Source organism: Micromonospora sp. DT48, assembly GCF_049844495.1.
Taxonomy (GTDB): domain Bacteria; phylum Actinomycetota; class Actinomycetes; order Mycobacteriales; family Micromonosporaceae; genus Micromonospora.
In genome coordinates this window covers 430,652-452,739 of the sequence record NZ_JBNCLE010000006.1, presented here as the reverse complement: position 1 = coordinate 452,739, position 22,088 = coordinate 430,652, and the positions used below count along the sequence as shown (strand labels likewise).

General features: G+C 70.7%; 22 protein-coding genes. 13 read left to right on the top strand and 9 right to left on the bottom strand.

Annotation, left to right across the window (positions count from 1 at the left end; all coding sequences use genetic code 11):
- Window positions 1-191 precede the first annotated feature (191 nt).
- The 3 genes from ACLQ2S_RS08115 (at window position 192) to ACLQ2S_RS08105 (ending at window position 1,712) form a co-directional block, all read left to right on the top strand.
- Window positions 192-824 carry a GAP family protein gene (locus ACLQ2S_RS08115; protein ID WP_309223849.1) on the top strand — a complete coding sequence of 211 codons (633 nt, stop codon included), beginning with the start codon at window positions 192-194 and terminating at the stop codon, window positions 822-824.
- An 88-nt stretch (window positions 825-912) separates the two neighbouring features.
- Window positions 913-1,110, top strand: a complete 198-nt coding sequence (locus ACLQ2S_RS08110) for a hypothetical protein (protein WP_155221780.1) — start codon at window positions 913-915, stop codon at window positions 1,108-1,110.
- A gap of 53 nt (window positions 1,111-1,163) precedes the next feature.
- A complete protein-coding gene (locus tag ACLQ2S_RS08105) occupies window positions 1,164-1,712 on the top strand; it encodes a YbaK/EbsC family protein (protein WP_155221800.1) in 549 nt (182 codons plus the stop codon).
- A 59-nt stretch (window positions 1,713-1,771) separates the two neighbouring features.
- On the opposite strand, the gene ACLQ2S_RS08100 is transcribed toward ACLQ2S_RS08105, so the two are convergent.
- The 6 genes from ACLQ2S_RS08100 to ACLQ2S_RS08075 all read right to left on the bottom strand — a co-directional run bounded on the left by ACLQ2S_RS08100 (window position 1,772) and on the right by ACLQ2S_RS08075 (window position 7,339).
- On the bottom strand, window positions 1,772-2,407 hold the full coding sequence (locus tag ACLQ2S_RS08100; RefSeq protein WP_425701430.1) for a DsbA family oxidoreductase: 636 nt from the start codon (window positions 2,405-2,407) through the stop codon (window positions 1,772-1,774).
- Between the two features lie 129 nt (window positions 2,408-2,536).
- Window positions 2,537-2,965: a SufE family protein gene (locus ACLQ2S_RS08095; protein ID WP_155221778.1), complete on the bottom strand. Its 429-nt coding sequence runs from the start codon at window positions 2,963-2,965 to the stop codon at window positions 2,537-2,539.
- Window positions 2,966-3,055: 90 nt separating this feature from the next.
- Window positions 3,056-3,481: a CBS domain-containing protein gene (locus ACLQ2S_RS08090; protein ID WP_155221777.1), complete on the bottom strand. Its 426-nt coding sequence runs from the start codon at window positions 3,479-3,481 to the stop codon at window positions 3,056-3,058.
- A 74-nt stretch (window positions 3,482-3,555) separates the two neighbouring features.
- Window positions 3,556-5,298, bottom strand: coding sequence for a proline--tRNA ligase (locus ACLQ2S_RS08085; RefSeq protein WP_309223848.1), 1,743 nt, complete (start codon window positions 5,296-5,298; stop codon window positions 3,556-3,558).
- 92 nt (window positions 5,299-5,390) lie between these two features.
- A complete protein-coding gene (locus tag ACLQ2S_RS08080; RefSeq protein ID WP_155221776.1) occupies window positions 5,391-6,053 on the bottom strand; it encodes a response regulator in 663 nt (220 codons plus the stop codon).
- Window positions 6,050-7,339: a sensor histidine kinase gene (locus ACLQ2S_RS08075; RefSeq protein WP_425701429.1), complete on the bottom strand. Its 1,290-nt coding sequence runs from the start codon at window positions 7,337-7,339 to the stop codon at window positions 6,050-6,052. Before ACLQ2S_RS08075 ends, ACLQ2S_RS08080 begins: the two co-directional genes overlap by 4 nt.
- Window positions 7,340-7,470: 131 nt before the next feature.
- Between ACLQ2S_RS08075 and ACLQ2S_RS08070 the strand changes: the two genes are divergently transcribed.
- Window positions 7,471-7,944 carry a hypothetical protein gene (locus ACLQ2S_RS08070; protein WP_155221774.1) on the top strand — a complete coding sequence of 158 codons (474 nt, stop codon included), beginning with the start codon at window positions 7,471-7,473 and terminating at the stop codon, window positions 7,942-7,944.
- 50 nt (window positions 7,945-7,994) lie between these two features.
- Here the strand turns inward: ACLQ2S_RS08070 and ACLQ2S_RS08065 are convergent, their stop codons facing one another.
- Window positions 7,995-8,183: a DUF397 domain-containing protein gene (locus ACLQ2S_RS08065; RefSeq protein ID WP_309223846.1), complete on the bottom strand. Its 189-nt coding sequence runs from the start codon at window positions 8,181-8,183 to the stop codon at window positions 7,995-7,997.
- A complete protein-coding gene (locus tag ACLQ2S_RS08060) occupies window positions 8,168-8,977 on the bottom strand; it encodes a helix-turn-helix domain-containing protein (protein ID WP_309223845.1) in 810 nt (269 codons plus the stop codon). Before ACLQ2S_RS08060 ends, ACLQ2S_RS08065 begins: the two co-directional genes overlap by 16 nt.
- A gap of 323 nt (window positions 8,978-9,300) precedes the next feature.
- On the opposite strand from ACLQ2S_RS08060, the gene ACLQ2S_RS08055 reads away from it, so the two are divergent.
- Window positions 9,301-9,651, top strand: coding sequence for a hypothetical protein (locus ACLQ2S_RS08055; protein WP_155221796.1), 351 nt, complete (start codon window positions 9,301-9,303; stop codon window positions 9,649-9,651).
- Between the two features lie 80 nt (window positions 9,652-9,731).
- On the opposite strand, the gene ACLQ2S_RS08050 is transcribed toward ACLQ2S_RS08055, so the two are convergent.
- Complete coding sequence (locus tag ACLQ2S_RS08050) at window positions 9,732-10,952, bottom strand: hypothetical protein (RefSeq protein ID WP_155221773.1); 1,221 nt, start codon at window positions 10,950-10,952, stop codon at window positions 9,732-9,734.
- 258 nt (window positions 10,953-11,210) lie between these two features.
- Here ACLQ2S_RS08050 and ACLQ2S_RS08045 point away from each other — a divergent pair, with 258 nt between their 5' ends.
- The 8 genes from ACLQ2S_RS08045 (at window position 11,211) to ACLQ2S_RS08010 (ending at window position 21,852) form a co-directional block, all read left to right on the top strand.
- A complete protein-coding gene (locus tag ACLQ2S_RS08045; protein ID WP_425701428.1) occupies window positions 11,211-11,993 on the top strand; it encodes an SGNH/GDSL hydrolase family protein in 783 nt (260 codons plus the stop codon).
- Window positions 11,994-12,084: 91 nt separating this feature from the next.
- A complete protein-coding gene (locus ACLQ2S_RS08040; RefSeq protein WP_155221772.1) occupies window positions 12,085-12,975 on the top strand; it encodes a sulfurtransferase in 891 nt (296 codons plus the stop codon).
- Window positions 12,976-13,126: 151 nt separating this feature from the next.
- On the top strand, window positions 13,127-13,753 hold the full coding sequence (locus ACLQ2S_RS08035) for a TetR/AcrR family transcriptional regulator (protein WP_309223843.1): 627 nt from the start codon (window positions 13,127-13,129) through the stop codon (window positions 13,751-13,753).
- A 153-nt stretch (window positions 13,754-13,906) separates the two neighbouring features.
- Window positions 13,907-15,265: an acetyl-CoA carboxylase biotin carboxylase subunit gene (locus tag ACLQ2S_RS08030; RefSeq protein WP_155221771.1), complete on the top strand. Its 1,359-nt coding sequence runs from the start codon at window positions 13,907-13,909 to the stop codon at window positions 15,263-15,265.
- Window positions 15,266-15,412: 147 nt separating this feature from the next.
- Window positions 15,413-16,333, top strand: coding sequence for a hydroxymethylglutaryl-CoA lyase (locus ACLQ2S_RS08025; RefSeq protein ID WP_425701427.1), 921 nt, complete (start codon window positions 15,413-15,415; stop codon window positions 16,331-16,333).
- 215 nt (window positions 16,334-16,548) lie between these two features.
- The gene (locus ACLQ2S_RS08020) at window positions 16,549-18,081 is read left to right on the top strand and encodes an acyl-CoA carboxylase subunit beta (protein WP_309223842.1); all 1,533 of its coding nucleotides are present in this window, start codon (window positions 16,549-16,551) and stop codon (window positions 18,079-18,081) included.
- Window positions 18,082-18,159: 78 nt separating this feature from the next.
- Window positions 18,160-19,308 (top strand): acyl-CoA dehydrogenase family protein, encoded by a 1,149-nt coding sequence (locus ACLQ2S_RS08015; protein WP_155221769.1) that lies wholly within the window; start codon window positions 18,160-18,162, stop codon window positions 19,306-19,308.
- A gap of 78 nt (window positions 19,309-19,386) precedes the next feature.
- Complete coding sequence (locus tag ACLQ2S_RS08010; protein ID WP_425701426.1) at window positions 19,387-21,852, top strand: ATP-binding protein; 2,466 nt, start codon at window positions 19,387-19,389, stop codon at window positions 21,850-21,852.
- Window positions 21,853-22,088: the final 236 nt, after the last annotated feature.

The window sequence follows — 22,088 nt, the reverse complement described above, 5'->3', positions numbered from 1 at the left end:
CGCACTGTTGCACATCGGGGGTCAGCAGCGTGACGTGCCGGGGTCGTGCCCATGCCGCGATCGGCCTGACCGGGCCCGGTGCCTCCTGCCAGGGGGTGCCGGTCCGGTCGCAGCACCGCCTGGTGACCAGGCGGTGGCTGGATCGCCGTTGCGGCCACGCGTGGCCGGTGCGACCGGCAGGATGAGCTGGCGTGACCTTTCTGACGTTGCTGCCGATGGCGGTGGTGATGGTCGCCGGCAGCCAATTGGTGGCGGCGGTCTTCCTCGCTTCGTCCGACCGGCCACGGGCGGCCTCGCTGGGCTATCTGGCGGGCGCGGCGATCGTCGTGTTCGGTGGTACGACCCTGGCTTGGCTGGCGGTCCGACTCTTGAAGATCAATTTCACCGGGGTGGGGCGCGGCGCGCTCGAACGGTGGCTCGACTGGTTGGTCCTGGCGCTGCTCGTGGTGCTGGCGGTGGTCGTCTTCCTGCGGCGGCATGGCGGACCGCCACGCTGGATGGGCCAAATCCAGCACGCGAGCCCCGGGTACGCGTTGAAGATGGGTCTGCTGCTCTTCCTGGCCATGCCGTCCGACGACCTGACCATGGCCGCCGTCGGTGCCAGTGCCGCCCGACACGGTCAGCCGTGGTGGCATCTGCTGCCCTTCGTACTGCTCACCCTGACCCTGCTCGCCCTTCCGCTGCTGGCCCTGCTGTTGCTCGGGAGCCGGGCGGCCGTGGTGCTGCCGCAAATTCGCCAGTGGGCGGACAGCCACTCCTGGGTGGTCAGCGAGGCGGTCATCGCGCTGTTCGTGGTGATCACCGCAGGGAATCTGGTGCGGTGAGTCCTGGGTACGGCCCGACCCGACACGTACGGGCGAACGCCGACCTGATGACACCTGCCCGGATTCACGTTCGCCCTACCGTCGAGCCATGCTCACGTTCGTCGTCACCAGCCTCCTGTACGTCTGCGGATTCGTCTTCCTCTACGGGGTGATCCGACTCGCGGTGCGGCACGCCATGGAGGACATCGAGGTGCGCCGCGTCCAGGCCGCGCGGGCGGAGGAGATGGCCGCCGCCCGGGACCGGGCGCTGCTGGAACGCCACGGCTTCCTGACCAACGAGGGCTGACGGTCTGGTCCCCGTACGCCTCGCCGACGTCGGATGCGACGATCACAGACGTGATGGGAACGTTGAAGACCGAGCCCGCGCGTACCCGTGCCGATCTGCTGGCTGCGCCGGTCGCCGCCGCGCTCGACCAGTGGCCGACCGACTCCCCGGTGGGTGTGGACGCGGTGCTGGTCGCGCCGATCGACGCCGACCTCGCCGACACGGCGGCTTTCTGCGCCGCGTACGACGTCGGGTTGGACGAATCGGCCAACTGTGTGGTCGTGGCCGGTAAGCGTGAGGGGGTGACCCGTTACGCTGCCTGCCTCGTGCTGGCCACCACTCGGGCGGACGTGAACGGGGTGGCCCGGCGGGCGCTGGACGTCCGCAAGGCGAGCTTCGCGCCGATGGCCGACGCGGTCGAGTTGACCGGCATGGAGTACGGCGGGATCACGCCGATCGGGCTGCCGTTGCAGTGGCCGATCCTCGTCGACGCACGGGTGGTGGCCACGCCGCACGTGGTGATCGGGTCGGGCGTACGACACAGCAAGATCGTGCTGCCGGGCGCGGCGCTGGCCGCGCTGCCCGGGGCGCGAGTGGTGGAGGACCTGGCCAAGCCGGCGTGACGATCGCCATCTGTCGATGTCGTTGCACGTGAAACATCAACGACGTCGATGGCTGGCGGTCAGCTGGCGGCGGCTTCCCGTCGTTCGACCTCGGCGAGCGCCGCGAGCAGGGTGTCCGCCTCCTGCGCCCCGGTGATCGCGTACTTCCCGGCGAGCACGAAGGTCGGCACGCTGGTCACCCCGAGCTGTCGGGCGGCGGCCAACTCGGCCGTCAGCTCGGCCACCCCTTGCTCGGAGTCGAGGAAGTGGCGGGCGTCGTCGCCGTCCAGCCCGACGGTGGCGGCCACCTCGGCCAGCGCCTCCCGGGAGCCGATGTCGACGCCATCGGTGAAGTGGGCTCGGTGCAGCGCCTCGACCAGTTCCCCGTCACGGTCCTGCTGGCCAGCCCAGTTGGTCAGTCGGTGGGCGTCGAAGATGTTGGCCGCGATCATCCGGTCGTAGCGCAGGTCCAGACCGACGCTCGCCCCGACCTCGACGACCCGGTCGACCATCTGCCGAACCTGCTCCCGGCCACCGAACTTCTCGGCCAGCACGTCGAGCATCGGGCGCGGCGACGGAACCGGTGACGGGTCCAGCTGGAAGGGCCGGTTCCGGATGGTCACCTTTCCCTCGTACGACGCGAGCGCCTGGGTCAGGCGGCGTCGACCGATCCAGCACCAGGGGCAGACCAGGTCGGCGTAAATGTCGATCTCCATGCCCGGGGACAACCCGCTGACCGGCGGGTCTGTTCCCGACTGCCGCGCAGGTCACGGTGGCAGTCGGTGGTTCCCGTGCCGGGTGGACCTGGGCTCCGCCCTCGGCGCGTCGAGGGCGGGTCGACCCGTTCAGGCCGTCTGCTCGCGGACCTGTCGCTTGAGCCGGGCCAGGATGGCGGTGCCGCCGCGTACCCGCAGCGGGCTGATCGCCTGCGCCAGGCCCATCCGCTGGTAGAGGTCGTCCGGAACGGCGAGGACCTGCTCCGCGGTGGCGCCGGCCAGCCCTTCGGCGAGGATGCCGGCGAAGGCCCGGGTGGTCGGTGCCTCCGGTGGGCAGTCGAACAGGGTGTCGACGGTGCCCTCGGGTGTCACCTCGGCCCGCAGGAAGAACGGCGTCTGGCACTCCACGACCTGTTCCATGCCCTCGTGCCCGGGATGCCCGGCGGGCAGCGGCGGTACGGCGTCGGAGTATTCCAGCAGCATCTCCAACACCACGTCACGCGGCGCTGCGACGAACTCGTCCACGATCTCGGCCAGCCTGCTCGGCATCTCGGGCATCCCGCCAGGTTACCGGCCGCTGTCTGGAACCGAGTCACGTGTTAGGAAGGGGCCCTTCCTATACCGCAGGCGTTAATAAGGTGCCCTTCCTTACACCGTGGGGGACTGTTCGGTGATTTCGCTGAGTGCGGAGGTGGGGTCGAGCTGCATGGCCAGATCGCCGAGGGAGACGATGCCGACCAGCTTGCGCTCGTTGTCACAGACGAGGACGCGGCGGATGCCGCGCTCCCGCATCAGTGAGGCGGCCTCGCTGGCGGTGCAGAACTGCTCGATCATCACGACCTCACGGGTGACGATCGAACCGATGGTGGTGTCGGTGGCGGAGGCGTTCTCGGCCACCGCGCGTACCACGATGTCGCGGTCGGTGAGGATGCCGGCCAGGTTGGCGCCGTCGGTGACGACGACATCGCCGATGTCGGCCTCCTTCATGACCTTCGCCGCCTCGTCCAGGGTGGTCTCCGCCGGCAGGTAGATCACCTGCCTGGTCATCACGTCAACGACCCGGTAACCGGTCATGAGAGCCTCCAGAGATGCGTCGAGCCGATCAGACTGCGGTACCCCGTCCCCCGATCGCTACACCCCGACTCCGCCTACCCGCCTGACAGGTTCTCCACCAGGTCCGCCACCGGCAGTTCGGTGCGCATCCCGGTCGCCCGGTCACGCAGCTCGACGTACCCGTCGGCCAGTCGGCGTCCGACCACGACGGTGCGCGGGATACCGATCAGTTCGGCGTCGGTGAACTTCACCCCGGCGGAGACGGCCGTCCGGTCGTCGACCAGCACCCGCAGGCCCGCCTCGGCGAGTCGGTCGCCGAGCGCGAGCGCGGCGTCGAGCTGTGGTCCCTTACCGGCGGCGACCAGGTGTACGTCACAGGGCGCGACCGACGTCGGCCACACCAGCCCCCGGTCGTCGTGGTGCTGCTCGGCGATCGCCGCCACGACCCGGGAGACACCGATTCCGTAGCAGCCCATGGTGGGTCGGACCGGCTTGCCCTGTGGACCGAGGACATCCACGGCGAAGGCATCGGTGTAGCGACGACCGAGTTGGAAGATGTGCCCGATCTCGATCCCCCGGCGCATGGTCAACCGGCCGATCGTGCAGGCCGGACAGGGGTCACCGGCGCGCACCTCGGCCGCCTCTACCGTGCCGTCCGGGACGAAGTCCCGGCCACACACCACGTTGGTGGCGTGCCGACCGGGCTCGTTCGCGCCGGTCAGCCAGGCGGTTCCGGGCACCACCCGGGGGTCGACCAGGTAGCGGACGCCGAGCTTGGCGAAGATCTGCGGCCCGAGGTAGCCCCGGACCAGTTCGGGATACGCGTCCCAGGCGTCGAAGACGTCCACGGTGGCCGGTGCCAGCGCGGCGGCCAGCCGCTTCAGGTCGACCTCCCGATCGCCGGGCAACCCGACCACGAGCAGTTCGGTCTCCGTGCGGCCCGGTCGGCGTACCGTCAGCACGACGTTCTTGAGGGTGTCGGCGGCGGACCAGTCGCTGCGACCGGCCAGCCGACGGTCGTTGGCCAGCGCGACCAGGCTGGCGATGGTCGGCGTCTCCGGGGTGTCGTGCACTTCGGTGGCCGGTGGTACGTGCGGGTCACCGGCCGCCGGAGCGGGTGTCGTCACCGCCTCGGTGTTGGCCGCGTAGTCGCAGTCGGTGCAGCCGACATAGGTGTCCTCGCCGACCGGCGTGGTGGCCAGGAACTCCTCCGACGCGGAACCACCCATCGCTCCCGACGTCGCGTGCACCGTCGTGTAGTCGAGGCCGAGCCGGTCGAAGATCTCCTGGTAGGCCGCCCGGTGCCGGTCGTACGCAACGCGCAGGCCCGCGTCGTCCAGGTCGAAGGAGTACGCGTCCTTCATCAGGAACTCGCGCCCGCGCAGCAGACCCGCACGCGGGCGGGCCTCGTCGCGGAACTTGGTCTGGATCTGGAACAACGTCACCGGGAAGTCCCGGTAGGAGGTGAACAGATCCTTGACCAGCAGCGCCGCCAACTCCTCGTGGGTCGGTGCCAGCAGGTGTTCGGCGCCGCGTCGATCGGCCAGCGTGAAGATGTCGTCGCCGTACTCCGTCCACCGGCCGCTGGTCCGGTACGGCTCGGCGGGCAGCAGCGCCGGAAAGTGCACCTCCTGGTCGCCGATCGCGGTCATCCCGGCGCGCACGATCTCGGTGACCCGGTCCAGCACCAGCCTGCCCAGCGGCAGCCAGGTGTAGCCGCCGGGCGCGGCCCGTCGGATGTATCCGGCCCGCAGCAGCAGCCGATGACTCGGCACCTCCGCGTCGGTCGGATCTTCTCGTAGGGTCCGGATCAGCGACATCGACATCCGCAGCAACACCCCCGCACCCTAATACCCCACCCCCGTCTCCACAGGGGTGATCAAGAAGTTTTCGTCGTGGATCGCGCGGATCCACGACGAAAACTTCTTGATCAACGCGGCGGTGGGTGGGTGAGGCCGGCGCGGTGGGCGATGACGGCGAGCGCGGTGCGGTCGCGGGCGTTCAGCTTGGTGAGCAGGCGGCTGACGTACGTGCGGGCGGTCGCCGGGCTGATGAACAGCGCCCGGCCGATCTCGTCGTTCGTCTCGCCCAGCCCGACCCGGGCCAGCACGGCACGCTCCCGGTCGGTGAGCACGGACAGTCGAGGATCGGGCGGCGGCTGTCGTGGTGCGGCGGCGAGCCGTTCCATGACCCGCCGGGCGACCGTGGGCGAGAGCAGGTTTCCGCCGGCCGCAGCGGTGTGCACCGCTCGACGCAGATCGTCCGAGGGAGTGTCCTTGAGCAGGTAGCCGGCCGCACCCAGACTGACCGCCTCGATGATGTCCTCGTCGTCGTCGAAGGTGGTCAGGATCAGGACTCGGGTGTCCGCCAGGGTTTCGTCGGCGCGGATCGCCGCGGTGGCGGCCAGGCCGTCCATCACCGGCATCCGGATGTCCATGAGTACGACGTCCGGCCGCAACTGGCGGGCCAGGCGCAGACCGGAACGGCCGTCGGCGGCCTCCCCGACCACGGTGAGCTGCGGGTCGACCGTCAGCAGGGTGGTTATCCCGGCCCGGACGAGATCCTGGTCGTCGACCACCAGCACGCTGGTCATACCGGCTCCCGCAGGGGTAGTACCGCCCGCACCACGAAACCTGTCCGCCGCTGCTCGGCGGTGAGCGTGCCACCGAGGCTCTCGGCCCGTTCCCGCATTCCGGCGATACCGTGCCCGCTGCCGCTGCCGCTGCCGCTGCCGCTGCCGCTGCCGCTGCCGCTGTTGGCTGGCGGCTCGACCGTGCCGGTCGCGGCAGCGCCGCGAGCCGACGGTTCGGCCCGCTCCGCGCCGCCTGCTGACACCGCGTGGTGCGCCGGCTCTGCGCTGGGGAGCGGGTCGGAGCCGGAGTCGGCGACGGTGACGGTGAGGTGGGTGCTGTCCTGCTCGGCGCGGATCTCGACGCGGCTGCCGGTGGAGTGCCGGACGACGTTGGTGACCGCCTCCTGCACGATCCGGAACGCGGCGGCCTCCACCGGCGCTGGTAGCGGCGTGTCCACGGCCACGTGCACGTCGACGTCGAACCCGGCGGCGGAGGCGGCTCGGGTGACCGCGTCGAGGTTGGCCAGCGAGACGACCGTGCGGGGCGCATCGTCGGCTGACCGCAGCAGCGTCACGGTGCGCCGGAGATCGTCCATGCTGCGACGGGCGGTGGACCGGATCAGCTCAAGCGCCGACCGGGCGGCGTCGTCGTCACGGCCCAGCGCCTCCCGGGCGACGTCGGCGTGCAGCGCGATCACCGAGGTGGTGTGGCCGAGGGAGTCGTGCAGGTCCCGGGCGATGGCGATCCGCTCGTCCCGCAGCCGGGCCTGGGCCTCCTGCCGGTATCTGGCCTCGGTCAGCTCGGCGATGCGGCGGGCGTCCGCCTGCGCGGCCCGCCGCGACCGCAGGCTGTCACCGAGGGCGATCGCCGCACCCATCAGCAGGACGTGACCGGCCAGCTCGTAACCGACGACGAAGGAGAAATCCTGCCCCTCGGCGAGCCGGAAGATCACCGAAACCGTGGTCACCAGCAGGGCGGCGACGACCGAGGCGGTGATCCGGCCGTGTTCGGCCGCCGAGAAGAGCGCGGCGGCGACCGGCACGGCCAGGCCGATGGCCGGGTAACCGGCGGCGTAGTAGGCGAACAGGCCGAGCACACTGACCGCCAGCACCACCACCGGGTAACGCCGCCGGACCAGCATCAGTGCGCCAAGACCGACCGCCCAGAGGTACGCGACCGGGTCAGGACCGTGTCGGCCACCCTCGTTCGCCGTGATGACGATCGACACGGTGACGGCGACGCCCACGGCGAGGAGCGCGTCGGTGACCTTGGGGGGTACCCTCCGCGGCGTCGACTGGCTGGTCACCAGCCCAGCGTACGGCGGGGTCGGCGGGGTCGGAGTCGTCGGAAGGCGACACCGTTGGTCGCTTTCCGACGTACCGGGACCGAGTCCGTCGACGGATGGCGTGGCCAGCGATCGTTCCTAGCGTTGCCGGCATGAACACGTCACCTCGCCCGGCCCTCGGGCTTCCGTTGCTCACCCTGCTCGGGTTGGCACTGCTCGGCCTGCCCCGAGTGGTGTTGCATGACCTGGGCCTGGTGCACGAGCGCACCTTCGTCAACCTGCTGCTGGTGGTCATACCGCCGGTCGTGTGGATCGCCGTGGTGCTGGCGAAGCGGGTGCCGAACCCGTTCCTGACCCTGCTCGTCGTCGGTCTGATCTACGGCGTCCTGCTGGCCGCGACCCATCAGCTGCTCTGGCAGGTGGCCTTCGACGAGCAGCCGACCCTCGGCGGCAACCTGGCCGATCTAGCTCCGGGGGCGCAGGCCGTCATCGTGCGGATCTTCGCCGCGATCAGCAGCGTCTTCACCGGCGTCATCGTCGGCGTCGTCGCGGGCCTGGTCGCCTGGGGCCTCTCCCGCGCCGACCGGCCGGGTGCGCCCCGCGCCGACCATCGCCAGCACCCCTGAAATCCTGGTTCGGCAGCGCCCGCTGAGGCGCTGCCGGTCCAGGATCTGGCTCAGCCGAGCTTGGCGTGCTCGACAAAGCGACGCCAGGCGGTCGCAGTGAAGGCGAGCACCGGGCCGGTGGCGTCCTTGCTGTCGCGTACGCCGACCACGCCGGGCAGGTCGTCGGCCACCTCGATGCACTCGCCGCTGCCGCTGCGGGTGGACTTACGCCAGGTCGCGCCGGTCAGATCGTGGACCACGACTCCATCACTTCCTTCATCAGCAGCTCGGACTGTCCCTTGGGGAGAGCCATGCTGCGGATGCTCTCCCACCTCGCCAGCAGCGTAGCGATTTCACCGTCCTTGTCGATGGTCGCGCCACCGACATGGTTCTCCAGGTGGCCGACCCAGTCACCATCGACTCCACGGGCCAGGGTGAGCGGGCCGATGAGCCCGACGTGCACGCTGACTTCGGCCGAGATGACGTGGACCAGAACGCCGCCGCGCTGCACGCAGTCGAGCAGGTGGCCAATCTGCTGGGCCATGATGCCCCGGAAGCTCTCGTCGGCCCGGCGTAGCGTCGCCTCCTCGATCACCGCGACCAGGATCGGCGGGTCCGGCCGGGTCAGCACCGCCTGCCGGTCCATCCGTACTGCCAGCCGCCGCTCCACCTCGTCGTCGCTGAGCAGGTCGTCGGCGCGGATCACCGCGCGGGCGTAGTGCTCGGTCTGGAGTAGACCGGGGACCAGCGTCGGATGGTAGCAGCGCAACTGCTGAGCGACGCGTTCGGCGTCCAGCCACGGGCGCAGGAAGTTCGGTTGGCCGTGCAGTTCGGCGATGCGCAGCAGGCCCAGCAGCAGGCCGTCGCTGTTCAACACCTCGTCGGCCCGCTTGAGGAAGAGCCGGTCGAACGGACGCTGACCCAACTCGATCGCGGAGATCTGCGAGCCGGAGAAATGCACCTGCTTGCCGAACTCCTCCTGGCTCAGGTTGGCGGCCAGCCGCAGCCGACGCAATTGTGCCCGGATCAGTTCGGCGGTCGGCTCGGATTCCACAGTGCCTCCACGATCGTTCGGCTGCTCGGGTGGGCTTCCCGGCTGGCCTTCGACCCCGCCACGGCCAGCGCTAACGCCTTCCGAGAGTAGTCACGCGATCACCACACTGTCACCTGGTGGTCCTGCTCCCATCCATCGGGGACGGGGTGGGGTTGCCCTGGGGCCGCCCTCACTTCCCCCGTGTCGGGGCGGCCCCTTCCTGCTCACCGCCGGAGGTGAAGATGCCCGAACCGAACGAGCCGCGCCCTGACGTCGTCGGCGCTCCGACCGACCCGGAACAGCCTCAGCGACCGGGCGTACCGTCGCGTGGTCGCCTTGCCGGGATGCCCGTGCCGCGTCGCGGCCTGGCGGCCGCGTGGCCCCGGCGGCATCCGGTGAACAGCCCGAAGCATCTGCCGTTGCGCCCGCTCTGGTTGTGCCGCGCCTGCGGGCTGTCCTGGCCGTGCGCCGAGGCCCGTCTGCTGCTCCGCGTCGAGTACGACGACCGCTGGCTCGACCTGTCGATTTACCTGTCCGGGCTCTACTACGAGGCGACCCACGACCTGTTCCGGCTCGACCCGGAGGGCGGCCCGACCCCGCGTGAGCTGTTCCAGCGGTTCGTGGCCTGGGCCCCGTACCGTCGCCCGGCGGTCGCTATGCCGCCAACCTGCACCGGCCGCTGCCGTACCACCTGACCCGGACCAACCCGGGGCTGGTCCAGGTCAGGGCTGGTCCGGGGTCAGGACCGTTTCGGGTCAGGACGGTGGCAGAGAGGTCAGGAAGCGGTGGTGTCCTCGCCGGAGACGAACGCGACAGGTCGGCGGCGTCGAGCGAGCAGCAGCGCGATACCCCCCGCGACCATGACGAGACCCGCTCCGGCGATCAGCCCGGCCTGCGGCCCGGTCACCGGCAGACCCCCGCCGTCGCCGCCCCCGTTTCCGCTCTCGGCGGCGGCGACCACCACGGCGTACCCGTCCTTGTTGTCGCTGGCGTCGACGTCGGCTGCCGGTACGGCGACGGCGTTCGCCGGGAGCACGGTCCGCTCCGGGGCGGAGCGGGCACCGATGCCGTCGGACAGGCCCTCGACCTGCACGCTTCCGCCCGCCAGCGTGACCGGTGCCTTGACGTCGGCCGGCACCGTCACCAGGTTGTACAGCTCGACAGCGGAGTGGACGTCCCAGTCCGGCTCGCTGTTCCGATTGGGCGGTACGAGCGCGAGCGAATCGTAGGTGCAGACCGCCGAACGTCCGTCGTCGTCGATCACGCACTCCTGCGGCGGCCGGGTGAACGTCACGTTCTCAGGCAGGCGCAGGGTGACGGTGACACCGCTGACCGGCTTCACGCCGTGGTTGACGATCCGGTACCGGACCGCGCCGGTCTCGCCCGGATTCAACGTTCCGGTGTTTTCGAGTCGGCCACCGGCGCCGACGCGCACCGACTGCTTGACGTCCGGCGCCACCACCCACAGGTCGGCTTCGGCGTCGTCGACGAGGCTGACGGTGAATTCCCTGGTCTCGGTGATCCGCTTTCCGTTCTCGCCCCAGATCATGTAGATCTCGATCTGGATTTTGCCCTCGAAGGGCTCCTTCACCGACCCGGTACTGACGGAGATGGGGTAGTCCACCGTGCCGCCGGGCGCCGGGCGCAATTGCGGAGCACTGACCGCGTCGGAGCGGCAGTACCAACCAGCAGAGTCGCCATCACACTGGCCGGAACCACCACCCTCCCCCCAGAGGAACCAGGCTCTGTCGTCCCAAGCAGCATCGTCGGGCCGGACGGAATACTCGATGACGCTCGGGGTTTCATCGGTCAGATTGGTCACCTTCAGGTGCATCGTCTTGTGCGTGAATCCGACCGGAATCGTCGTACCGGTCAGTTCGAAGGTGAACTTCGGATCCGGGTCGACCGCCGAGGCGGGACCGGCGGGGACTGCGACCCCGCCGACGAGAAGCAGCGTGGCAGCCGTCCGGGACAGCCAACGACGACCAACAGCCACAGCGGTCTCCTTCGAGAGTGTGGGGGGGTGTGTGGGTGAGGACACTACTCGCGACGCGCCCGTGGCGTGGACCCATTAAGCCGGAGCGCGCCACCCACCAGGGGCGCTTCCGGCCGCACCAGCGTTCGTGCAGGATCGATGACGTCCGCCACGTTCCGCCGCACGGGGCACCGCCAGGTGGGTGCCCGATGCAAAACTTCCAGCGGTAGGCGGGAGCTCTTCCTGCCCGCCCCTACTCGCACGTCGGAGGAGTGAGCAGTGCGCTGGCGCAGTTTCGTCGCGGTCGGGGACAGCTTCACCGAGGGCCTGGACGACGCCTACCCGGACGGCAGTTTTCGCGGCTGGGCGGATCTGGTGGCCACCCGGCTCGCCGCCGAGGCCGGGCCCGACTTCGCGTACGCCAATCTGGCCATCCGGGGACGTACCTTCCCGAGCGTGGTGGCCGAGCAGGTCCCGGCGGCGCTGGCGATGAAGCCCGACCTGGTCAGCTTCGCGGCTGGCGGCAACGACGTGCTGCGGCGCAGCTTCGACCCGGACAGCCTGGTCAGCCGGTTCGACGAGGTGGTCGGTCGACTGCGTGGCGGCGGTGCCGACGTGGTGTTGTTCCGGTTCGCCGACGTGATGGCGCGGCTGCCCGGCCAACGGCTGATCGCACCCCGGGTCGCCCTGCTCAACCGAGCCGTCGGGGAGACCGCCGAGCGACACGGGGCCATCCTGGTCGACCTGTACGCCGACGACACGTACCTGAATCCGTTGCTCTGGAGCACCGACCGGTTGCACCTCTCCCCGGCCGGGCACCGCCGCGTCGCCGGCCAGGTGCTCACCGCCCTCGGTGTCGGCTGCGACGAGGAGTGGCTGCTGGTCCCGCCGCACCCGGAGCCCACTCCCTGGCTCTCCGCCCGCACCGCCGACCTGCGCTGGGCGGGCCAGCACCTGGCCCCCTGGATCACCCGCCGCCTCACCGGCCGCTCCTCCGGCGACACCCGCACCGCCAAGCGCCCCACCCTCACCCCCCTCACCCCCCTCACCCCACCGAGTTGATCAAGAAGTTTTGGTCCTCGGAGGGCGAGGAATCCGACCAAAACTTCTTGATCACCGGGGCGGGGGCGGAGCACGGCGTACGTTGGGGACCATGTCTGTGCCGAACGATCCCGATCCCCGACTCCAGTCGTACGCGGACCCGCAACGACTGGTCACCACCGACTGGTTGGCCGAGCATCTGGGCGACGACGGTCTCGTGGTCGTCGAGTCCGACGAGGACGTACTGCTCTATGACAGCGGCCACATCCCTGGTGCCGTCAAGGTCGACTGGCACCTGGAGCTGAACGACCAGGTGACCCGGGATTACCTGGACGCCGAACGGTTCGCCGAGCTCTGCGCCGCCAAGGGCATCGGCCGCGACGACACCGTCGTCTTCTACGGCGACAACTTCAACTGGTGGGCCGCGTACGCCCTGTGGGTCTTCACTCTCTTCGGCCACCCGGACGTGCGGCTGCTCGACGGTGGCCGGCAGAAGTGGATCGCCGAGGGGCGGGAGTTGACCCGCGACAAGCCGAACCGACCCCGGGCGAACTACCCGGTGCCGCAGCGTGACGACGCACCCGTGCGGGCGTTCCGCGAGGAGGTGGCGGCACACGTCGACGCCGGCCGACCGCTGGTCGACGTGCGGTCGCCGGGCGAGTACACCGGCGAGATGCTGCACATGCCGGACTACCCGCAGGAGGGTGCGCTGCGCGGCGGTCACATCCCGGGCGCGGTGAACAAGCCGTGGAAGTCCGCCGCCAACGACGACGGCACCTTCAAGCCGGCCGACGAGCTACGTGCGATCTACGCCGACCAGCTCGGGCTGACGCCGGAGGACGACGTCATCGCGTACTGCCGGATCGGCGAACGGTCCAGCCACACCTGGTTCGTCCTGCGGCACCTGCTCGGCTACCCGAAGGTGCGCAACTACGACGGCTCCTGGACCGAGTGGGGCAACCTAGTGCGCGCCCCCGTCGTCAAGGGCCCCGACCCGAAGTGACCCGTCGCGTGGTCTCGGTGCTGCCGTCGATGCGGCACCGAGACCCCGCTCCGGCCTCGACCAACGCCTGAGCGCAGGCGCAGGTCCCGGCAATCGGACCGGCGGGTAACCACGGTCCCACGCTGTCGACAGTCGGGTCTACGCTGGCCCGGTGACGGTGGAGCAGCAGGCCCGGGGCACGAGCGGCGGGGCCACGGGTGCGGGACGACGCCGCTCCCGCAAGGACGAGATTCTTGAGATCGCGGTAGGTCTGTTCGCCTCCCGGGGCTACCACGGCGTGTCGATGGACGACATCGGCGCGGCTGCCGGGGTGACCGGCCCGGCGCTCTATCACCACTTCGCCGGCAAGGAGGCGATGCTGGTCGCCGCGCTGACGCCGGTCAGCGAAGGGCTGCTCGACGGTGGTCGGCAGCGTTCCGCCGCCCACCCCGGCGACCCGCGCGCCGCCCTCGAGTCTCTGATCGACTTCCACGTCGACTTCGCGCTCGCCAACCCGGCCGTCATCGCGCTGCACCTGCACGAACTGGACCGCCTGCCGGAGGAGCCCCGTCGGCGTATCCGTCGGCTCCAGCGGCTCTACGTCGAGGAGTGGGTCACCGTGTTGACCGCGCTGCACCCGGGGCTGCCCGATGGCGAGGCGCGGGTGTTGGCGCACGCGGCGTTCGGCCTGATGAACTCCACCCCGTTCCTCGGCGGAGAGGTCGACCATCGGCGTCGGGCCGAGCTGCTGCGCGCCGCCACGCTGGCCGCGCTGCTCGCGCCCACCCGCCCAGCCTGACCGGCGTCAGCTCGCCGGGGGCAGGCCGCCGGTCACAGGGCTCGACACCCACGGCCGAATACCGGCCACGGCGTCGGTAGGGGGTCTTTCTCGCGCTCGGCGTGACGTGATTGGCTAGCCCGCGTCCCACAAAATGGAACGCTCGGAGGAACCATGATCGAGTCGCTGCTGGTCGCCAACCGGGGCGAGATCGCCCGCCGGATCATCCGTACCGCCCGGCGACTCGGGGTCCGAGCGATCGCGGTGCACTCGGAGGCCGACGCCGACCTGCCGTTCGTCGCCGAGGCGGACGAGGCCGTCTGCGTCGGCCCGGCCAACCCGGCCCAGAGCTACCGCAACACCGAGGCGATCCTCGCCGCCGCCCAGTCGACCGGCGCGCAGGCGATCCACCCCGGCTACGGCTTCCTGTCAGAGAACGCCGACTTCGCCCGTACCGTCGAGGCCAGCGGCCTGATCTGGGTCGGGCCCGGCGCGGACGCGATCACCGCGATGGGCGACAAGATCAATGCCCGGAACCTGATGGCGGCGGCCGGTGTGCCGGTGGCGGCCGGGACCACCGAGCCGGCGGCCGACCTGGCGGCGGCGGTCGCGGCGGCGGCGGAGATCGGCTACCCGGTGATGGTGAAGGCCGCCGCCGGTGGCGGGGGCATGGGCATGGGCGTCGCCGTCGACGAGGCCGCGCTGCGCACCGAGTACGACAAGGTGCGGACCTTCGCGGAGCGGATGTTCGGTGACGGCTCGGTGCTGTTGGAGCGGTACTTCCCCCGGGTGCGGCACGTCGAGGTGCAGATCCTCGGCCTGGCCGACGGTCGGGTGCTGGCGTTGGGCGAGCGGGAGTGCTCGGTGCAGCGGCGCAACCAGAAACTGGTGGAGGAGTCGCCCTCGCCTGCGGTTTCGCCGGAGCTACGGGCCCGCCTGCTGGCGGCGGCGGTGCGTGCGGGCGAGGCGGTCGACTACCGCAACGCGGGCACGGTGGAGTGCCTGTTGGTGCCGCGTCAGCGGGACGCCAAGGGCGACGCCGACGAGTTCTTCTTCCTGGAGATGAACACCCGGCTTCAGGTGGAGCACCCGGTGACCGAGCTGGTGCACGGCATCGACCTGGTGGAGGAGCAGCTGCGGGTGGCCGCCGGTCTGCCGCCGACCTTCGACCCGGACGCGCTGACCGCCCGGGGTCACGCCATCGAGCTGCGGGTCAACGCCGAGGACCCGAAGCGGTTCCTGCCCGGCCCGGGAACGATCACCACCTGGGTGGAGCCGACCGGCGAGGGGGTACGCGTCGACTCCGGCTATGTGGAGGGGAACACCGTCACCCCGTTCTACGACAGCCTGATGGCGAAGCTGATCGTGCACGGCCAGGACCGGGACGAGGCCATCGCCCGCGCTCGTGCCGCGGTGGCCGCCTTCGAGCTGACCGGCCCCAAGAACAACCTTCCCTTCTTCGTCGACTTGCTCGACGACCAGCAGTTCCTCTCCGGCGACTACGACACCACCATCGTCTCCCGTCTCCGCTGACCCTCGCCCGTACCGACCAGTTGATCAAGAGGTTTGGGTCTCCTGCGGCGTGGCTCCAGACCCAAACTTCTTGATCGACATGGCGGGTGGGTGGCGTGACATGCTTGGGGTGTCAGCGACAGAGACGTGTCACAGCGAGGTGGCCGCATGGCGGAGATGCCGAAGTACGTGTCCATTCGTGAGGTCGGGCCGCGCGACGGTTTGCAGAACGAGGCGCCGATCCCCACCGACGCCAAGGTGCGGCTGCTCGACGCGCTCTCCCAGACCGGGGTACGACGCATCGAGGCGGTGTCGTTCGTGCACCCCAGGGCCATCCCGCAGATGGCCGACGCCGACGAGGTGTGGCGACAGGCGAAGCGCGTCGACGGGGTGCGGTACTCCGCGCTGGTGCCGAACACGCGCGGAGCGCAGCGCGCACTGGCGGCCGGTTTCACCGAGATCGAGGTGGTCGTCTCCGCCAGCGACACGCACAACCGGCGCAACGTCAACCGCTCCACCGACGAGTCGCTGGACGACATCGCCGAGTTGATCGACCTGCTGCACGGGGCCGGTGCCCGCGCCGAGGTGATCGTCGCGACCAGCTTCGGCTGCCCCTACGAGGGCGACATCGATCCGGCGCGGGTGGCCGCCATCGTGGACCGGGTGGTGCGCGACGGCGCCGACCGCGTCGCGTTCGGCGACACCACCGGCATGGGTACGCCCCGACGTGTCCGTGACCTGATCACTGCGGTACGCGACCGCAACGCGGACGTTCCGGTGCTGCTGCACTTCCACAACACCCGGGGTACCGCGCTGGCCAACCTGCTGACCGCGCTGGAACTCGGCGTGACCGAGTTCGACGCCAGCGTCGGCGGCCTCGGCGGCTGCCCGTACGCGCCCGGGGCCAGCGGGAACCTGGCCACCGAGGAAGCGGTGCACATGCTGCACGACATGGGCGTCGACACCGGCATCGACCTGGACGCCCTGATCGAGGTGGCCGAGCTGGCCGAGGAGTTGACCGGCCGCAGCCTCCCCTCGGGAGTGCTGCGCGCCGGGCCACGATCCCGACTCACCGCCCTGCCCGCCTGACTTCTCGACACCCGAGCCGCGCGGCGGGTGCCCGGCTACCGGCCGTCCACCTGACACGGATCGATCCGTACCCGCGTTCCGGATGGTGTCCCGACAACGAGCCGGGCGCGTCGGCGTAGGGTCGCCGCCGTGGGCCGCGATGCGTTACCCTAACGATCGTTCAGGCTGGTTGGGGCCCGTGCCGTGGCGGCGACGGGAGGCGGCGAGGGGGCGGCGTGACGCTCGACGGTGAGGCACTGGAGCAGCTGCGCAAGCGGATCCGTGCCGGTGGCGCGGAGAAGTACCACGCGGCGAACGCGGCCAAGGGGAAGCTGTTCGCCCGGGAGCGGGTCGCGCTCCTCGTCGACGAGGGCAGCTTCGTCGAGGACGGCCTCTACGCCAACGCCCTCGCCGAGGGGCTGCCGGCGGACGGGGTGGTCACCGGCACCGCCTCCATCGACGGTCGTCAGGTCTGCCTGATGGCCAACGACTCCACGGTCAAGGCCGGCAGTTGGGGTGCCCGCACCGTCGAGAAGATCATCCGGATCATCGAGCGGGCGTACGACACCGGAGTCCCGATGGTCTACCTGGTCGACTCGGCCGGAGCCCGGATCACCGACCAGGTCGAGCTGTTCCCCGGTCGGCGCGGCGCCGGGAAGATCTTCTGGAACCAGGTCCGTGCCTCCGGCTCGATCCCCCAGGTCTGCGCACTGTTCGGGCCCAGCGCGGCCGGTGGGGCATACATCCCGGCGTTCTGCGACGTGGTCGCCATGGTCGACGGCAACGCCAGTATGTATCTCGGCTCGGACCGGATGGTCGAGATGGTCACCGGCGAGAAGACCACCCTGGAAGCGATGGGCGGGGCACGGGTGCACTGTGCCGAGTCCGGCGTCGGGCATTTCCTCTGCAAGTCCGAGGAAGAGGCGCTCGACGTGGTGAAACGCTACCTGTCCTACCTGCCGGCGAACTGGACGCAGCAACCACCCGTGGCCCCGGCCGTCGAGGCACCGGCCAAGACCGACCTCGCCGCGCTGGTGCCGGCGAGCGAGCGCCAGGCGTTCGACATGCGGCGGTACGTCAAGGGCCTGCTCGACGAGGGCAGCTTCTTCGAGATCCAGGCCCTCTGGGCCAAGGAGCTGACCATCGGCTTCGGCCGGCTGAACGGCGAGGTCGTCGGCGTGGTCGGCAACAACTCGATGTTCAAGGGCGGGGTGCTCTTCGTCGACTCGGCCGACAAGGCGACCCGTTTCGTGCAGCTCTGCGACGCGTTCAACGTGCCGCTGCTGTTCCTCAGTGACGTGCCCGGGTTCATGGTCGGCAGCGCGGTGGAGAAGCAGGGCATCATCCGGCACGGCGCGAAGATGATCACCGCGATCTCCGAGGCGACCGTACCCAAGATCTGCGTGGTGGTCCGCAAGGCATACGGTGCCGGCCTCTACGCCATGGCCGGGCCGGGCTTCGAGCCGGACGCCACCATCGCCCTGCCCACCGCGAAGATCGCCGTGATGGGTGCGGAGGCCGCGGTGAACGCCGTGTACGCCAACAAGATCGCGGCGATCGAGGACGAGGCCGAGCGGGCCGCGTTCGTCGCCGCCCGGCGCGAGGAGTACGAGCAGGACATCGACGTGGTACGACTCGCCAGTGAACTGGTGGTCGACGCGATCGTTGAGCCACAGGAGCTGCGCACCGAACTGGTACGCCGGTTCGCCGCCGCGCGTAGCAAGCAGCGGCACTTCTCCCGGCGACGGCACGGCGTCACCCCGGTCTGAGTCGCCCGTCCGGCACCAGCACGTACCCGTCCCGGCGTCACGAGCGCCCGACGGACCGTCCACACAGGAGGAAACCCGATGGACTTCCGGCTCACCGAGGAGCACGAGGCGCTTCGCGACAGCGTGCGGGACTTCGCCCGCGAGGTGGTCGCCCCGGTCATCGCCGAGCACTACGAGCAGCACACCTTCCCGTACGAGGTCATTCGCCAGATGGGCAAGATGGGCCTGTTCGGCTTGCCCTTCCCCGAGGAGCACGGCGGCATGGGCGGGGACTACTTCGCCCTCTGCCTGGCCCTGGAGGAGTTGGCCCGGGTGGACTCCAGCGTGGCGATCACCCTGGAGGCGGCGGTGTCGCTGGGTGCGATGCCGATCTACCGGTTCGGCACCGAGGAGCAGCAGGCCCGGTGGCTGCCGAAGCTGCTCAGCGGCGAGGCGCTGGCCGGATTCGGGCTCACCGAGCCGGGCACCGGCTCGGACGCCGGGGGCACCGAGACCCGGGCGGTGCTGGACGGAGACGAGTGGGTCATCAACGGCTCGAAGGCGTTCATCACGAACTCGGGTACGGACATCACCGCCCTCGTCACCGTCACCGCCGTCACCGGCACCCGGCCGGACGGCTCGAAGGAACTGTCCACGATCATCGTGCCGAGCGGTACGCCCGGCTTCACCGTCGCGCCCGGCTACTCCAAGGTCGGCTGGACCGCCTCGGACACGCACGAGTTGACCTTCGACGACTGCCGGGTGCCGGCGGAGAACCTGCTCGGCGAGCGCGGGCGGGGCTTCGCCCAGTTCCTGCGCATTCTCGACGAGGGGCGGATCGCCATTGCCGCGTTGGCCGTGGGCCTCGCCCAGGGCTGCGTCGACGAGTCGATCAAGTACGCGAAGGAGCGGCACGCCTTCGGTCGGCCGATCGGCAACTACCAGGCGATCCAGTTCAAGATCGCCGACATGGAGATGAAGGCGTACACCGCGCGGCTCGCCTACTACGACGCCGCTGCCCGGATGCTGGCCGGCGAGCCGTTCAAGCGGCAGGCGGCGATCGCCAAGCTGCACGCGAGCACGATCGCGGTGGACAACGCGCGCGAGGCGACTCAGATCCACGGTGGCTACGGCTTCATGAACGAGTACCCGGTGGCCCGGTTCTGGCGGGACTCCAAGATCCTGGAGATCGGTGAGGGCACCTCCGAGGTGCAGCGCATGATCATCGCGCGTGACCTGGGGATGTAGTCAGGTTTCGGCACGGGATCGTCGGGTGGCCGACGATCCCGTGTCCAATGTCGGTCCTGGCCCGTATTGTCCCTGCGCATGGCTCCCGGTCATGATCGTCAATCCATCCCGTCGCACGCCGCCTTAGCGGAGCTGTTGCGGGCGCATCGGCTGGCTGCCGGGGCGACCCAGGCTGAGCTGGCAGCCCGCGCCGGTATCGGGGTGCGGACGGTCCGTGACCTGGAACGTGCGCGTTCCACCCGGCCGCAGCGCACCACTGTCGAACTGCTCGCCAAGGCGCTCGGACTGACCGGCCCCGACCGGGCGGCCTTCCTCGCCGCCGCCCGGGGCACCGGCCCGACGACCCCACCGCCTGCGACCGGCACGCCATTGGGTTTGCCGCCCGCGCCGGAACTCATCGGGCGGGAGCGCGACCTAACCGAACTGGCCACCCTGTTGAGCGAGTCGCGCGGCCCCCGGGTGGTGAGCCTGGTGGGGCTGGCCGGCGTCGGCAAGACGGCACTGGCGTTGGCGGCGGTCCACGCCGCCGCACCCGCCCATGCCGGCGGTGTCGCGGGTGTCCTGATCGGAGCCGGATCGGACGCGGCCGACGTGCTCGCCGCCGCACTGACCGTCTTCGGCGTCGCCCGGGACACCGAGTTGGCCGCACGGCTCGGTGACCGGCCGGCGCTACTGCTGGTGGACGCCGTGGAGCGGGCGCCCGACCCGGTGGCCGGCACCCTGCGACGGCTGGTCGACGCGGTACCGTCGCTGCGGGTGGTGGTCACCGGTCGGCATCCGGTCGGGTTGCCCGGTGAGTGGGTGCGTCCCGTCTCGCCGTTGGAGGTGCCACCACCGGGAGCCACCGATCCGGCGACGCTCGCCCGCTGTCCGGCGGTCACCCTGTTCCTCTCGCGGCTGGCGCAGGTCCGGCGGGAACCGCCGACCGACGCCGAGTTGCCGGCGTTGGCCGCACTGGTGCGTCGGCTGGGTGGGCTGCCGCTGGCCATCGAACTGATGGCGGCACGCGGTCGGCTGCTCGACCTGACCGAACTTCTCGACCGGTACGGCGACCGGGTGCTGGACCTGGACACCTCGGCCGCCACGCACAGCGGGTGGGAGACGCGGCCCCGGGGCGACGAGCCCCGCACCGCAGTGGCGGAGACGCTCCGCGACGCGGTGGCCACGAGTTACCGGCTGCTCGCCGACGAGGAGCGGGCGGCGCTGCGCCACCTCGCCGCCTTCGGCAACAGGTGGTCGGTCGAGATGGCCGAGGAGATGCTCGCCGGCACCGGCGTCGACCCGGTGCCGCTGCTGAACCGCTTCCTCGATCTCGGGCTGCTGAGCGTACGAGGTGGCGGCTCGTTCCGGTTCCGACTCGTCGACGCCGTCCGGGACTACGCGGTCGAGCAGGCTTCCGGCGCCGGTGAGTCGATGATGATCCGACGCCGACACGCGCGGCTGGTGACCCGACTGGTGGAGCGGACCGCAGCGGGGATGACCGGTGCCGGTGCCGTTGCGGCGGCACACCGCCTCGACGAGGTCACCGGCGACATCAGTTCGGCACTGGCGTACGCGGCGGTCGACGACCCGCTGACCGCGTTGCGCCTCGCGGTGAGTCTGCCCCGGTGGTGGCGGTTACGCGGGCGGGACGTGGTCGGGCGGCAGTGGCTGCTGCGTCTGCTGGCCGATCCGCGTACCGCCGATGCCGACCGGGCCCTGCGGGCGCGGGCCTCGGTCGGGGTGGCGATGCTCGCCGGGGAGCACGGTGCGGCGGCGATGGAACTGCCGACGGCCCGTGCGGCGCTGGCGGAGTTCCGTCGGCTCGGTGACGTGTCGGGCGAGTTGGAGGCGCGTACGGTGCTGGGCGTCCTGCTGGCCGCCACCGGTCGGCCCGGCCTGGCGCGGGAGCAGTCGGAGGCGGTGCTGGCCCTGGCCACCGAGCACGGCCTGACCCGCCAGATGGCAGTCGCACAACACCAGTTGGCGTGGCACGAGATCAGACTCGGTGAGCTGGCCACGGCACGCCGTCGGCTGGCCGTGGTGGACCGGCTCGGTGGGCAGTGTGCCGAGCAGCGACTGCGGGTGCTGGCCCGGGGCACCGTCGCGGAGGTGCTCCGCCTGGAGGGCCGGTACGCCGAGGCGGTGGACGAGGCCAGGCGGGTGTTGGCGGCCTTCGGCGAGTTGGGCACTCCGCGTAGTCGGCGGCGGGTGTTGGGGACGCTGGGTCTGGCGCTCGCCCAGGACGGGCGGGCGGCCGAAGCCGAGCAGGTGCTCGCCGAGCTGCGTCCGCTCGACGGCACCGGGGCGCTGATCGAGGGCCACCTGGCGCTGCATCGTGGGGACCGGGAGGCCGCGGCGGAGTGGTTCGCGGCGGCGGCGGAGCCGGACGAGGCCGGTCGGGACCGACGGACGGTGGTGGAGGCTCTGGTGGGTCTGGCGGCGAGCACCTCCGACGCGGCGGTCGCCGATCGGGTGGAACTGGCCTGCCGCCAGGGTGGCATCCGGCTGCTGAAACACGAGGAGGAACTGCTCCACGCGGTGCCGGTGACGCGGAACGCCTAGGGTGGCCAGGCGGTCGGTGATCCCGACGCCAGCGGGTGTCGGTGGCGGGGACGGGGGCGGCGCGGACGAGGAAGCCCCCTTGTTGCCACCCCTCGCTCATCGCCCGCGCCGGTGCCCCCGCTGCCCCCCGCCGGTGCGACATTAGCGAGGAGCAGTGAGGCCAGATGTCGGGTTTGACGGCCTATCGCCTATTGATCCTTTGGTTCTGCCGGTCATTCTGCCGGTGATGTCACCCT